Annotated in this window: 15 protein-coding genes and 1 pseudogene; 6 read left to right on the forward strand and 10 right to left on the reverse strand. The window is 32.1% G+C overall.

All coding sequences use genetic code 11. The features are described 5' to 3' along the window. The first annotated feature begins 106 nt into the window (after positions 1 to 106). Together AL499_RS02200 and AL499_RS02205 are read left to right on the forward strand one after the other, a co-directional pair. On the forward strand, positions 107 to 1,552 hold the full coding sequence (locus AL499_RS02200; protein ID WP_002492000.1) for an amino acid permease: 1,446 nt from the start codon (positions 107 to 109) through the stop codon (positions 1,550 to 1,552). Positions 1,553 to 1,730: 178 nt separating this feature from the next. Then, a complete protein-coding gene (locus tag AL499_RS02205; protein WP_002459215.1) occupies positions 1,731 to 2,045 on the forward strand; it encodes a hypothetical protein in 315 nt (104 codons plus the stop codon). Positions 2,046 to 2,244: 199 nt separating this feature from the next. Here AL499_RS02205 and AL499_RS02210 read toward each other — a convergent pair whose 3' ends face one another. Genes AL499_RS02210 through AL499_RS02225 form a run of 4 tightly spaced genes read right to left on the reverse strand, consistent with a single transcriptional unit; the run spans position 2,245 to position 6,363 of the window. After that, a complete protein-coding gene (locus AL499_RS02210) occupies positions 2,245 to 3,054 on the reverse strand; it encodes a Cof-type HAD-IIB family hydrolase (RefSeq protein WP_002492007.1) in 810 nt (269 codons plus the stop codon). A 47-nt stretch (positions 3,055 to 3,101) separates the two neighbouring features. After that, positions 3,102 to 4,019 carry a homoserine kinase gene (thrB, locus tag AL499_RS02215; RefSeq protein ID WP_002478247.1) on the reverse strand — a complete coding sequence of 306 codons (918 nt, stop codon included), beginning with the start codon at positions 4,017 to 4,019 and terminating at the stop codon, positions 3,102 to 3,104. Continuing rightward, the gene (thrC, locus tag AL499_RS02220; protein ID WP_002459218.1) at positions 4,019 to 5,080 is read right to left on the reverse strand and encodes a threonine synthase; all 1,062 of its coding nucleotides are present in this window, start codon (positions 5,078 to 5,080) and stop codon (positions 4,019 to 4,021) included. The genes thrB and thrC overlap by 1 nt, the downstream gene beginning before the upstream one ends. 5 nt (positions 5,081 to 5,085) lie before the next feature. Next, positions 5,086 to 6,363, reverse strand: a complete 1,278-nt coding sequence (locus AL499_RS02225; RefSeq protein ID WP_002459219.1) for a homoserine dehydrogenase — start codon at positions 6,361 to 6,363, stop codon at positions 5,086 to 5,088. A 193-nt stretch (positions 6,364 to 6,556) separates the two neighbouring features. Here AL499_RS02225 and AL499_RS02230 point away from each other — a divergent pair. Beyond that, a pseudogene (locus AL499_RS02230) lies at positions 6,557 to 7,929 on the forward strand (aspartate kinase). A 292-nt stretch (positions 7,930 to 8,221) separates the two neighbouring features. Here AL499_RS02230 and AL499_RS02235 read toward each other — a convergent pair. Next, on the reverse strand, positions 8,222 to 8,800 hold the full coding sequence (locus AL499_RS02235) for a hypothetical protein (protein WP_002459221.1): 579 nt from the start codon (positions 8,798 to 8,800) through the stop codon (positions 8,222 to 8,224). Between the two features lie 314 nt (positions 8,801 to 9,114). Between AL499_RS02235 and AL499_RS02240 the strand changes: the two genes are divergently transcribed. Next, on the forward strand, positions 9,115 to 9,972 hold the full coding sequence (locus AL499_RS02240; protein WP_002459222.1) for an NERD domain-containing protein: 858 nt from the start codon (positions 9,115 to 9,117) through the stop codon (positions 9,970 to 9,972). An 80-nt stretch (positions 9,973 to 10,052) separates the two neighbouring features. Here AL499_RS02240 and nucI read toward each other — a convergent pair whose 3' ends face one another. After that, complete coding sequence (gene nucI / locus AL499_RS02245; RefSeq protein ID WP_002492004.1) at positions 10,053 to 10,595, reverse strand: thermonuclease NucI; 543 nt, start codon at positions 10,593 to 10,595, stop codon at positions 10,053 to 10,055. Between the two features lie 138 nt (positions 10,596 to 10,733). Here nucI and AL499_RS02250 point away from each other — a divergent pair, with 138 nt between their 5' ends. After that, a complete protein-coding gene (locus AL499_RS02250; RefSeq protein WP_002459224.1) occupies positions 10,734 to 10,925 on the forward strand; it encodes a hypothetical protein in 192 nt (63 codons plus the stop codon). A gap of 233 nt (positions 10,926 to 11,158) precedes the next feature. Then, a complete protein-coding gene (locus tag AL499_RS02255) occupies positions 11,159 to 11,344 on the forward strand; it encodes a hypothetical protein (protein ID WP_002478251.1) in 186 nt (61 codons plus the stop codon). On the opposite strand, the gene AL499_RS02260 is transcribed toward AL499_RS02255, so the two are convergent. From AL499_RS02260 to AL499_RS02275, 4 genes are read right to left on the reverse strand one after another with little or no spacing between them, the layout of a single operon-like run. Beyond that, the gene (locus AL499_RS02260; protein ID WP_002459226.1) at positions 11,345 to 11,947 is read right to left on the reverse strand and encodes a response regulator transcription factor; all 603 of its coding nucleotides are present in this window, start codon (positions 11,945 to 11,947) and stop codon (positions 11,345 to 11,347) included. It abuts the gene before it with no gap. Then, the gene (locus AL499_RS02265) at positions 11,944 to 13,050 is read right to left on the reverse strand and encodes a sensor histidine kinase (protein ID WP_002492667.1); all 1,107 of its coding nucleotides are present in this window, start codon (positions 13,048 to 13,050) and stop codon (positions 11,944 to 11,946) included. Before AL499_RS02265 ends, AL499_RS02260 begins: the two co-directional genes overlap by 4 nt. Continuing rightward, positions 13,051 to 13,782, reverse strand: coding sequence for an ABC transporter permease (locus AL499_RS02270; protein WP_002459228.1), 732 nt, complete (start codon positions 13,780 to 13,782; stop codon positions 13,051 to 13,053). Next, complete coding sequence (locus tag AL499_RS02275) at positions 13,779 to 14,651, reverse strand: ABC transporter ATP-binding protein (RefSeq protein ID WP_002492670.1); 873 nt, start codon at positions 14,649 to 14,651, stop codon at positions 13,779 to 13,781. The genes AL499_RS02270 and AL499_RS02275 overlap by 4 nt, the downstream gene beginning before the upstream one ends. Positions 14,652 to 14,665: the final 14 nt, after the last annotated feature.

Below are 14,665 nucleotides of genomic sequence, written 5' to 3' on the forward strand. Positions count from 1 at the left end.
AGAAAATTTAAAATATTTATGCGGAATATTCTCAAAATCTATTGAATACTTGATTTAAAAGGATTAAAATGATGTGTATATTTATAAAATAGATGGGAGAGCTCATATGGAAGATAATAATATGAAACGTGGTCTTAGTTCCAGACACATATCTATGATAGCCATCGGTGGCGCAATTGGAACTGGTCTCTTTGTAGCAACCGGAAGTGTCGTTGCTCAAGCAGGTCCTGGTGGTGCAATTTTAGCCTACTTATTAATTGGAGTTATGCTTTATTTTCTAATGGCTTCAATTGGAGAACTCGCAACTTTTTATCCAGTATCTGGCTCATTTAGTTCATATGCTACGAGATTTATTGACCCATCACTCGGCTTTACCATGGGATGGTTATATTACATTATGTGGGCTTTAGTTTCGAGTGTCGATGTTATGGTTGCAGCTAGTGTTATACATTACTGGAATGTATTCCATTTCTTCAGTCCATTGACTTGGAGTTTAATATTCATCACATTACTTTTATTACTTAATATATTTACGGTTAAAGCTTTTGGAGAAACTGAGTTTTGGCTTTCATTAATTAAAGTAATTACAATTATTGTATTTATAACTATTGGTTTTCTCATGATATTTGACATACTTGGTGGACATGCATATGGTTTTGATAACTTTACAAAAGGTAATGCACCATTTGTAGGTGGCATCACAGGCATTCTTAGCGTACTACTTGTAGCTGGATTCTCTGTCGGAGGTACTGAAGTCGTTGCTGTTACCGCTGGTGAATCTGATAATCCAAGTAAAACGATGCCTAAAGCTGTTAAGCAAGTCTTTTGGAGAATATTATTATTTTATGTATTGTCAATTTTTGTTATTTCAGCAATTATTCCTTATACAGATTCATTGCTATTAAATGAACATGAATCAGTCGCACAAAGTCCGTTTACGATTGTCTTTGATCGTATTGGAATTGCTTTTGCTGCATCAGTCATCAATGCTGTTATCTTAACTTCATTGTTATCAGCAGCGAATTCTGGTTTATATACTACAAGTCGCATGTTGTATTCACTTAGTGATAATCGCCAAGCACCCAAATTTTTAGGAAAGTTAAATCCAACTACCAAATTACCATTGCGTGCATTAATAACGACATATATTTTCATTGTTTTAGTTATTATTTATGCTAATTTTAATGCCAATGCAGTATTTAGTTTACTTAATATCATTGGCTCAATGGTTATTTTAGTTTGGGGTGCAAGTACATGGGGACAAGTAAGATTGCGTCGTGCAATTAAAAAACAAGGAAAAGATATTTCAACATTATTGCCTTATCGTTCTCCTTTATATCCGCTTGGACCAATTATTGTATTCTTGATGTTGATCTTCCTGTTATTCGGTAGTTCATTCGGCAAATTGATGGCTGGCCAATTCAGTGGTGTATTTATCAATTTCTTACCACTTATCGTACTCGCAATCATTTTCTTTATTCATAAACTGATTAGAAAAACAAAATATGTCAAATTGGAAGATATGGATTTATCACAACATGAAATTAACTAATATATCATAGTAATAATACACATTAATTTACTATATCTTTAATAAATATCGTCGAAGTGCAACGCTAATTTTGTATGCTTATACATTAAAAGTGTTGCGCTTTTTTAAATGTATTATTTTCTGAAAAGGCTTTATTATGTATAATGTAGTTAAAGACTAAGGTTTCGAGGTGGATTATATGATAGGACAAACTAATTTATTCGATGATGTATTGAAGAAAGATGAGAGATTTGTTATCGTAGTGCAATCCCTAGAGGATAGCAAAGGACGCTTAATCAAACGTACTTTAAGAGAATACCCTAGTTTAGATCATAATCAGATGAATAATTTATTCAATCATTTAAAAGAAGTATTTTTAGAAGAACCCTTTGAAGAGAATCAGTCTGCATTTACCATAACAGTTTATACAAACCTTGATTACGCTGCAGATCAGGTCTATGCACACATCAAACGTTACAGAGGGAAGAATGAATGGACGCATACTGCTAAATAATTTTAATAAATCACAAATGGAGCGGAACAAAATTCATAATGAATTTTGTTCCGCTCCATCAAGCTTGACTAGAATTGAAAAAAGCTTGGTATAAGTGTATTTTCAATCCAGTTAACTACTGTCAATATTTAACTCATAGCCTAATACATAATGATGTCCCAGACCATTTATTATTACTAAACATGATAATCTTATTGCTTTATATGTTTAGTAGTTGTTTTAACGCATGTGGAATACCATTAGCATTGTTATCTAATGTAACTTCATCTGAGATTGCTTTTAAATCATCAGTAGCATTTCCCATTGCTACGGCATGACCTACTACTTTAAACATTGATATGTCATTCGGACTATCGCCAAAACAGATAACTTGAGCTAGGTCAATATTTGATTTATCACAAAATGACGAAATAGCATGACCTTTCGACACATTTTTAGCCATAAATTCTAAAAAATATGGTTTGCTCGTAGTTACGTCAACATTATCATTAAACGACCCTGCTAAATGTTGTCGTGCTTTTGTAATATGTTCCTCATAATCAACTGCAAGCACTTTCGGAACATTTTGCTGTATATATTGCTTTAAATCATTAACACGTTTCATAGGTAATCCAGTTATTTCTGATTCAATATTCATATATTCATGGTCGTCATCATAAATAATGTATCCATCTTGATAAGTCATAGCAAAAAAGTTATTTTGACGACAATAATCCACTATAGCATCAAAATCCTCTTTGCGAACTGACTGCTCAGCAACGATAGATTCATCAGCAACGCTTATCGTTTGTCCGCCATTATAACTCATGATATAGCTTTTATGCATGTCTAACTTCAATTCATACGCTGTAGGTAACATCCCTTCCGTTGGTCTCCCAGAAGCTAATATTACTTTAATTCCTTGATTTTGAATATCAATTAAATATTGCTTCGTAATTGGATCAACCTTATTGTCTCGTGTTAATAAAGTATCATCCATGTCCATCACAACCACTTGATATGTAGTCATAAAAGTTGTCTCTCCTTTCTCTATCTCAATTTTATTTTACAATAAAATTAATGTTGAAACACAATTTCTTCAAATACTCCTGTTTCATTGATATAGGAGAGCTCAGAAATACAATGTGGACATGCTCGGCGCAATTGTCTCACAATTTCACCGCTGTATTCCCTTCTGCTAAGTGTTAAAATCGTTGGGCCTGCACCACTAATAACCGTAGCATATGCATGATATGCTTGCGCAATTTCTTTAACTTTTGCAAATTCTGGAATCAGTTGCTGACGAAACGGTTCATGAAAGCCATCTTGCATCATCATTTTTCCAGCAAGCTCATAATTATGTTGTATTAATGCACAAATCATTGTATTGCTAATAGCGCTACTTTGAACGGCATTATTATGACCAAAAGACTGTGGAAGTGCACGTCTTGCATCTTCAGTTCTTAACTCATATGGTGGAATAGTCAAAATAATGTCAACTTTAGGTATGTTAATATGTGCCACATCTGTTTCTAAAGTCTCTGGATTATGATACCCTGCAAGTAATCCTCCATAAATAGTTGGCGCAACATTATCTGGATGACCTTCCATTTCGGTTGCTAGTTGTAAAAGTTCATATTTCGACAACTGTATATTCCCGAAATGATTAGCAATGTACAATGCACCTACTAAAGCAGAAGCAGATGAACCTAAACCTCGTGCTAAAGGAATATCACTTCTCATATCAATTCTTAATGCCGGCAACTTAACCTGATAACGTTCTGCGACCTCTTGCGCAACTTGATAAATATAATTATTTTTATTTTTAGGTAAGCTATCTAACTCTTTATTTAAATAATGAAACTGCCAATTTTCACCTGCAATTTTATATACATATAAATGTAAATATTTGTCAATCGCCATGCCAATTGAATCAAAACCCACACCGAGATTAGCAGTAGATGCAGGCACTTTTAAATGTAAATAGTCCTCCATTATTTAAGAACCCCTTTGATATATTCAATAATACTTCGTTTATCATTAGGTAAAGGTTGAATCGGATTATCTAGAAGTGATATAGCCGTATCAGGATCTTTAAGTCCGTTACCCGTTAATACAGCTACAACTGTCTGATTCTTTGGCAACTGTCCAGCACGGTGTAATTTAATTAATCCTGCAATTGATGCATTACTTGCTGGCTCACTAAATATGCCTTCTTTTGAAGTCATAATTTGATAAGCTTCTAAAATTTCTTCATCAGTTACACTATCAATTAATCCGTGAGATTCATTTAATGCAGCGGTTGCTTTAGTCCAACTCGCAGGATTTCCTATACGAATCGCAGTCGCTATTGTTTCTGGATTTTTAATGACTTTATTTTGAACAATAGGAGAAGCACCTTCTGCTTGAAAACCAAATAAACGTGGTAATGTTACACCATGCTTATCATGATATTCCTTAAATCCTTGCCAATATGCTGTAATATTACCAGCATTACCAACCGGTATAGCTAAAATATCCGGAGCTTTTGTTAATTGCTCAATAACTTCAAATGATGCCGTCTTTTGTCCTTCAATGCGGAACGGATTAACTGAATTAACTAATTCAATCTCACCATCTTTCGCAATTTCTTTAACAATTTCTAACGCTTCATCAAAGTTACCTTCAATTGACACTATTTCAGCACCATACATGACAGCTTGTGATAATTTTCCGAGTGCTATTTTACCTTCTGGAATAACTACAATTGCTTTTAAGCCTGCTCTAGCAGCATATGCAGCTGCAGAAGCAGATGTATTTCCTGTCGAAGCACATATCACAATCTTTTTCCCTTGTTCTTTTGCTTTTGTCACAGCCATAACCATACCACGGTCTTTAAACGAGCCAGTAGGGTTTGCTCCCTCATACTTTACGTATAGATTTATATTTAATTTTTGTGACAGATAGTCACAATGAATTAATGGTGTATTTCCTTCATTTAGTGTAAGTTGAGGCGTCTCTTCATTAACCGGTAAATAAGACCGATATTCTTCTACTAATCCTTGCCATCTTTTCATAATATTTAAACTCCTTCTACAGGATAAACTTTGATTATATCAATACCTGCTTGCTTTAATGATTGTTCTGGTGATACATCAACACCTGTAATAACTCCAGCATATGTAGTATCATTTCTTTTTATAATGTCAAAAGATTTATGAAAAGGCAGATTAGACTTGATTATTTCTTTTATTTTGTCTAATGTTTCACTACTATTAACCACAACAAAGTAACTATATTTTTCTTGTAGTGTAACTAAATGCTCATGATCCATTAACTCTTTAGTCTGATCTGTTTTAAGTTCAAAATGAGGAGGTAGCGTGTGTAAATTAGATTCAAAGAATAACGACACATTTAATAAATCACTTACTACGGCACTACCTGTCGCTAAACTACCTGCACCTTTGCCATAGAACATCGTGTCTCCTACAGCATCACCTATAACATAAATAGCATTGTATTCATTGTCTACAGAGGCTAATTGATGACTTTTATGTATCAATGTTGGTTCAACAGACGCATGTACTTTTCCATGTTCATAAATGCCTTTACCTATCAATTTAATCTTATAGCCTAACTTGTCAGCCACAAGAATATCATCAAGCGTTGTCTCACTAATACCTTTTATGTAAACATCATTTAATTTAATCACTTGATTAAATGATAAGTATGAAGTTATAACTACCTTTCTAGCTGCATCAATACCTTCTACATCATCTGTAGGATCTGCTTCAGCAAAGCCTAAACGCTGCGCTTCATTTAATGCTTCTTCAAAAGATGTATGCTCTTGAAACATCTTAGTTAAAATAAAATTTGAGGTACCATTAAATATGCCCATGAATTTTGAAATATTATTGGCATTTAATCCATTATTTATTGCATTTACAATTGGAATACCACCTGCAACGCTTGCTTCAAATTTAAGCGCTACACCGTTAGCTTCTGCTAAATCTTCAAGTAAACGTAAATGAACTGCAAGCAAATCTTTATTTGCAGTAATCACATGTTTACCACTTTTAAGTGTTCTACTTATATAATCAACTGTTGGTTCAATGCCACCCATTACTTCAATAACAATATCAATTGAGTCATCATTTAATATCTCATGTACATCTTCAGTTAAATGATATTGTTGAAAGTTTATAGGACGCTTCTTTGCCTTATTGCGGACTAAAATATGTTTAATAATAATATCTTTATTAATTGTGTCTTTAATTTGCTGCCTATTTTCTTCGATTATTTTAACTACACCTGAGCCAACTGTACCAAGCCCTAATAACGCAATATTTAATTCTTTCATTACTTATCCCCCCTTTTGTCTTTTTCTAAAATACATTTGTACTGTTGAAAAATACTATATAATAGTATATTATATAAATCAATTCTTATTATTTCAATGTTTAAAACTTCACTCCAAATATATAGCTATATATTATCACGTGCTATCAGAAAATTAAATAGAATTTTCTGATTTTTTAGAAAGGTTGGTTCCATTGGTTAAAGTAGCTAAATTTGGAGGTAGTTCCGTCGCTAATGCATCTCAAATAAAAAAGTATTAAACATTGTTAATGCTGATGACGAAAGAAAAATTATCATTGTTTCCGCTCCTGGTAAACGTTATAAAAATGATATTAAAACGACAGATTTATTAATTCGACTATATGAAAAAGTAACAAGTGGTTTAGATTATCAAGATAAGAAGCGTCAAATTGTGCAACGATACGCTGACATTGTTAATGAACTTCAAATGTCGACCGAGATACTCAAATCAATAGATACGACATTAGAAAAATTAATTCATTCATTAAAAAATCGTCCACCGCGTCTCTATGATGCATTATTGTCATGTGGAGAAAATTTTAATGCACAGCTCATTGCAGATTATAATAATACGCAAGGGGTACATACCACGTATTTATCTCCTGAGGATGCAGGAATTCTAGTCACTGATTTACCGCAACAAGCCCAAATATTGGAGCAAGCTTATGAGCGAATTGCACAATTACGTAACATTAAAGGAAAAATCATTATTCCTGGTTTCTTTGGTGTTTCTAAACATGGCTATATTGTCACATTCCCACGAGGAGGCTCGGATATAACAGGTGCTATCATCGCACGTGGAGTTAATGCATCACTTTATGAAAACTTCACTGATGTTTCTGGAATTTTTAAAGCCAATCCTAATGTTATTAAACATCCAGAGCTTATTAAAGAAATCACATATCGAGAAATGCGTGAACTGTCTTATGCAGGGTTTGGTGTCTTCCATGACGAAGCACTTCAGCCACTTTACAAACATCGCATACCTGTCGTGATTAAAAATACAAACCGTCCACAAGATAAAGGCACTTTTATCAAACATGACCGAGATATCAGTGCAAATAATGTCATTAGTGGGATAAGCTGTGATAAAGATTTTACAGTTATTAATATCAAAAAATATTTAATGAATCGTCAAATTGGATTTACTGTAAAAATATTACAAATATAAGAAGACTTTAATATTTCATTTGATCATATGCCATCTGGCATCGATAGTATCAGCATAATTATGCGTTCACATCAACTTAAAGGTAAAGAAGAAGACGTTCTAAACGCAATACGTAAGAAGTGTGAAGTTGATGAATTAAGTGTAGATCATGATTTAGCTATTTTAATGATTGTAGGAGAAGGAATGAATCAGACCGTAGGAACAGCAAATAAAATCACGCATGCATTAGCACAAGCTAACATCAATTTAAAAATGATTAATCAAGGTGCTTCTGAAATATCGATGATGTTTGGTATTTCAGTTAAAGATGCTGAAAAAGCCGTACATGCAACGTATGAATTTTGTTATCACGGAAAATGCATCGATAACGTTTAAACAAAGACAAAACAGGCTGGGACATAAATTTCAGAAAATTAGCAGTCAGATGAATTGAATTCAACTCATCTGACTGCTTCTTTTTTATTGAATAAGTCGTATTTAAATATAATTTAACATCAACATACTTTAAAAAATAAGGCACTTTCGTATAATTTCATAAACTTCACTAAACTAAATTAACGAGGTGCCTTATGTATGAAGATGATAACATGACTCAACTTACACTACCAATGGAAACTTCAATACTTATTCCTACAAATGATATTTCCCGATATGTTATTTTGTTTGATTACTCATTAAGACATTTTTTAATTTTATCTTCGCCTACTACAGTCTGTAAAATAACAAATTGATAATAGCTTAATGCATCTAATACTTTTTTATAACTAGAAGATTGGTGATAATTTTGATTATCTAAAAAATCATACATTAGTACAATTTCTGGTTTAATATAATCCACATTCCATGTCAAAGAATGGAAATAAATATTATTTTGAGGCAATCTCACATGATTATCTAATCTAAAAATCCATTCACCATTCGCTACATCATATATAAATATATTTAATAATAAACTAGTGTTGTTCATTACAGTAATATGAACGACCTCTGTAATAACAAGTTGACTCGTATCTAAAACATGATTGTTTTTATTATAGTATGTTAATTTAATATCATTAGGCAAAGCTGTAATCACTTCTGTTAAATGCTTACGCTCTACACATAAATCAACTATAGAAGGAAGATCAAATTGATTATTCAAAAATAATTGCATGGCTACTTCTCCATGAAATTTAAAAGCTTGTGGACAGTTATCAAGTAAAATATTTACTAAGTCCTTAGCTTTGTAATCCTGTAATTTAGCCATTCGACCCCTCCTTAGGAAACGCTTTCATTACTCAATTATAACTTGCTCGTACTACATTTTCAATTTTTGAATTGTGAACTTTTGGTAAACTGCATGTTACTTCATATTTACCTATAATTATATATATAGTTACTTTGGCTTTAATTTGAACTTTAGATATTTAATAAGCTACACATTTTGTCTACGCATTGATTGAATTAATAAATTAAACTGTATATAATTTACAGTGTATTTGTATGATTAAAATATCTTTAATAATCAGGAGTATTTTAATGATATAACAATACAAAATAAACAGAGTAAGGTGATAAATAATGACCTTGTCAATAGTGCTTATTATTTTATTAGTGATACTCATTTTAGCTTCTATACTACATCATCGCTACATGCAAAGTAGAATTGATACAGAAGTATACGCTAAAAATCAACTCACTTCTAAGAACGCGATTCTCAGTAATGAAAATACTGAACTCAAAAATCAAATGTTAAGTTCTAATAACGATGTCAGCACACATGCTAAGAAAAATGCAAAACGTGAAGTCAAAGAAATACTTGAAAGTTTCAAAAAGAATGGCCAGCTAAAATACTACGAAATTATTCAGACTAGTAAATTAGCTACAAAACATCCATTCTTCGAGTATTTAAGAACATTTGACTTTATCGTTGTCTCAGATGTAGGTCTAATCAATATCGATGTCAAAAATTGGAAGCAAAAAACATTTTACCATTTTGACGCATCTGTAAAGGATGAATTAAATTTATCTAGCTTTAGTTCAATTGATCAAGTCATTGGACATTACATTGCCAAGCAGTATCACAGCCAATTTAATTCATCACGTCAAGAAATATATACGTTTATTGAAAAAATACAAAGTAATCGTGTTATTTTTGATTTTTATGACGTAGATCCTTATCAACAGGCAGCACTGAACTCTAAAACATTAAAAGACGGCATTGAAAACCACTTCAATCACAAAATTCAAAGTATTGGTGTTGTGTACTTTAATGATGGTAGTGTCAATATAATTGAAGGATCAGATGAAAGAGGAAAATATGTAGATACTGTTTCTACAAAATCTTCATTAAAATCCGTCATTGGACATGCTATAGAGTTGTCAAAACATCCACTGACTAAAGAACAAGTCGAAACCATTGCAAAAAGTTTTGATTAATAATTAAAAAGCCGGAAATGCACCTCTCATAAAGTGATGTAACCACAATCACATAAGCAGATGGGCATTCCTGGCTTTTTCTAACTCCAAAGATTGATTTTTTTCTTTTGCGCCTCGTTTTGTGCTTTGATAAAGACGTCTCTATATTTTCCATTAGGTGCAAAGTATTTTTCTTTAGCTAACCCTTCTTTTACTAATAGCTCATTAAATAATGTATCTTTATCCAGCCAAACATATGCTAAAACACGTCCATAGCGATCATTTTTTTCTTTATCATATTCCAGATAAACATCTTTATTGGTTAAGTTCTTTTTACTAAAATGCGATGCTTCTTTACCGCATGGCTGTACAGGTGTATTAGGTTTCACTGTTTCAGGCGTATCAACGCCGATTAAACGAATTTTAAGCTGCTGGCCTTTGCTATTACGAGCTACAAAGGTATCACCATCAACTACACGTATAATATGAACTTTTTCCTTTCCTTTTAAATCAGTAGATGATTGCTGTTTAGATTGTGATAACAGAGATTGAAAAGGTCCTGTATGATTAATATATTGAAAACCTAAGACAATAAGTACTATGACCGCAAAAATAACAATTGATTTTGACTTTTTGGATTTCATTAGTTGCTCCTCATTTTAAATTTACTCAATTATCATATCTAATTATCTTCATCAAGGTCAATATGAAATTACACTGTTATTCCATTCACTTCTATTTAAAGCATGATATAATATTATTGAAAGTTGGGAGTGAATAATATGAGCGAACAAAATGAGAGCCTCGTTACCATCATTGGAGCTGTCATTGCTATAATTGTAGGAGTTATTCTCCAAATCATTTTTAAATTACCTATCATCGTATCAATTGTAGTCGCTATACTACTAGGGGTATTCGTAGGTTTTCTAGTTTATCTTATCCAAAACATCATAAATAAGCGTAATAATAAATAATCATCACGCAACAAATAGTTTTTCTTCTATAATGCCTTCAAAAGCTAATTTCAAGCTTTTGAAGGCATTTTTTTGATTTAAAATTGTAGATTAAAGTTTAATAATGTTATTTTTATTCAAAATGTGGTATATATAAGTAAAGATACTAAAAGACGAACTTTCTTACGAAAAATATTTTAAAAGTTAAGTTTTTAGACTGTGATTAAATTCAAATGGGATATGAGGTGTTTAAAATGGAAATTATGGATATTATTATTGAAACTGATGCTCTTGTATACTGCGTAAAAACACAAGAAGGCTACACATTTAAACATACGTTAGCTAGTGATACACCACCTGACAAAGTAGCACACGTTTTGAGACTTTTGGCTGAACATGTTGATAAAATGTCTAGCAACCAAAAAGTAGTTACAAAATAATTAAACCCAACCTTTTTCAAACGCTTTTTTCCAAGCTTCAAAGCGATTGTCCGCCTCCATCTTATCAATAATAGCTGATGTATAATTTCTCACTGTTCCGTCCGACAAATACAATTTATTTGCGATTTCTTTACTGCTGAGGCCCAGCCCAATTTCTCTTAAGACAATTTGTTCTTTGTGTGTGAGTGGATTCATATTAGAAATCATTGATGTCATGAGTGAAGCACTGTATTCCTTTTCCCCTGTTATTACTTTTTTTATCGTGCCAATCAAATCATCAACAGAACGTTCTTTAAGCACATATGCGTCTACATCATTCGCAACCGCTTTTTCAAAATAACCTGGTCTTTTAAATGTCGTTACGATAATAATCTTAGTTGAATCGTTTCCTTCTCTCACTTTAGCAAGGACTTCCAGCCCCGTCATCTCAGGCATCTCAATATCCAATATAGCTACTTGAGGACTGTGCTTTTGGATATATCTTAATGCAGAAGCGCCATCGCCAAATTGTTCTACCACTTTAATATCATCGCTCATATTAAGTAATTGAACCATCGCTTGCCTTAACATTGTTTGGTCTTCCGCTACAATAACTGAAATCATAGTTGCTCACCTCTTGGAATATGAACTTCAATGGTCGTTCCTTGTTGTTTACTAGAATGAATAACTAATGTTCCTTTTAAATATGCAACACGTTGTTCTATACTATTTAAACGAACAGTTTCTGGTTGTCGCATACCTTGACCATTATCCGATACACATAATATAATTTTCTCTTGTTTGTTTATTAAGTTTCCTTCTACTTTGGTCGCATGCGCATGCTTAATAATATTATTTATTGCTTCTCTTAATATCATTGCTAATGTAGATTGACGTACAGGGCTCATCGTCTTGGCAATATTAGCATTATAAAAATCAAAAGAAATATTCGCATCTTTTAATACATGTTCGATAGCATGAACCTCTTCATCAAACGTTTGTGTTTTTAAATCTTCGATAATTGCTCTAACTTTAGTCAATGTTTGACGTGATAAATCTGCCAGTGCTTCAATTTCTTCTTTTGCCTGTTCTGGTTGCTGGTCAATTAATTTTGTAGCTAGTTCTGCTTTCAATGTCATCCCTGCAAACACATGACCTAGTGTATCATGCAAATCTTGACCTATACGATTTCTTTCTTGTTCAGTAATCAACATATTAATATATTCATTTTTAGCATTTAATTGATCTTTTAAATGTCTTTCATGAACAGCTCGGATATTGCCTAGACACATCATTAAAATGACTAAATAATACACTAATAAAACAAACATATGACTTTGATCTATATAGTATTGCATCATTAGAGCTGCTGCTAGCGCCATGCAAAATAAGACAAAAAATTTAGATTTTATGCCTACTTTTAACATAAATGGCAAAGCAAACGCACTAAAAAAGAAAAATAACGTGTTCATAGGTGTATTACAAAATACGAAATATATTAAAATCGCATAATGTATAATAAACAATATAAAAAGCCAATTATTTCGCCACTTAGTGTAACCAAAAATAATCATCATATATGTGATAGTAAATACAATAACAATGCTTACATATTCAACTTTAGATCGTGTTATATCATCTGAAAATGTAGCCAATATTGGAAATATCAAATAAATGAGTGGCGTTATTTTTTCTGCTAAAAATATAGTTACTGAACGTTCTTTCATTTAAGACACATCTTTTCTATGATTTATCCACAATGCAATGATTAAGGCAAATATACTATATATAAATATAATACTAAATGATTGTACATTGATTCCGCTACCTTTACTTAAGTCATATGCAATCGCTTTTAAATGGTAGGTTGGCATCCACTTTGATACTTGCTGCATCCAATCGGGGAAAGTTGTTGTTGGGAACCAAAGTCCTCCTGCTATTGCAAGCAATATACATATCATATTAGCTATACTACTTGCTTTTTGCGTATCATCAAATTGGGCAATAACAAGACCAAAGGTTAAAAATAAACTTGCGCCAATCCAAAGTAATATACCTGATAACATCCACTCAGCAATACTCATCGTAACGTCTTTAGAGAAATGTGCAACGACAAAAATGATAACAATCGATAATAAAAATTGTATCATCGTTCGCACGACTTTTACACCGTAATAACGTGATATTGACATAGGTGTAACCATTAACCGTTTATACCATCCATTGGCACGTTCTTCTATCATATCTAAAGGAAACGACATCATACAAAAGTTCAATAAACTAAACACTACCATACTATACATATATTCTTTATTAAACACTTGTTGTTGAGCTTTAGGTAAATCTAAAATTGACGTAAAAATAAGATAAAAGAATAAAGGTAATAAAATCGAAAAAATTAGATACACTTTTTTTCTAAAAAGAACTTTTAATTCCGTTGTTAATAAAGTCATCGTCATAATGTTTCCACCTCTTTTGAATGATTATCTTTAAACATGATTTCAAGTAATGATGCTTTATGTATCTCAATCTCATTTAAATTTACTTGCTGTTGTTGCAAATCTTGTAGCGTTCGCGAAACATCTTTGGTACATATTTTAATGATGTGCTGTTGCTTTGTTTCTTGTATCTTTTCATTAATATGAAGCTGTTTTTGATATTTTTTAGGTATATAAATAAATGTCATCGCATCTTGTTGGCGAATTTGTGATAACGTGTCGTTCATTTGAATAACACCATTTTTTAATAAGACAATATGATCAGCCATCCGCTCTACTTCTTCAATGTAGTGTGACGTATATAAAATAGTTGTTCCTTGATCTTTGAGATGTTGAATCACCTGCCAAAAATATTCTCTAGTCTCTATATCCATTGCTGCTGTTGGTTCATCAAGAATGAGTAATTGCGGATGCCCTACCAATGCAAGGGCAAAATCTAGCAACCGTTGCTGTCCACCCGATAGTTTATTAGCCATTTGATTTAACTGAGCATCGTCAAATAATGTTAATGCTTTAAATGTCTTAAGTGACATTGCTTGTGGATATAATGCGTGATGTAAGTAAAATAACTCTTTCACTTTTATCATTTTGGGAAATTGCGTCTTTTGAAATAAAATAGCCATTTTTGATGGGTCTAATAATTCTGACTTATCTATAATTTGACCTTCATTAGGAGTTAAATTACCAATAATAATATCAATCAATGTTGATTTACCCGCTCCATTTTTACCGATAAAAGCCGTACATTTACCATTTTGAATTTTCAAATTAATGTCGTTTAACACTAATTTTTTCCCAAATTGTTTTTTTATACCTTTTACTTCAATCATCTAAATCACCTCTT

The organism is Staphylococcus lugdunensis (assembly GCF_001558775.1).
GTDB lineage: Bacteria > Bacillota > Bacilli > Staphylococcales > Staphylococcaceae > Staphylococcus > Staphylococcus lugdunensis.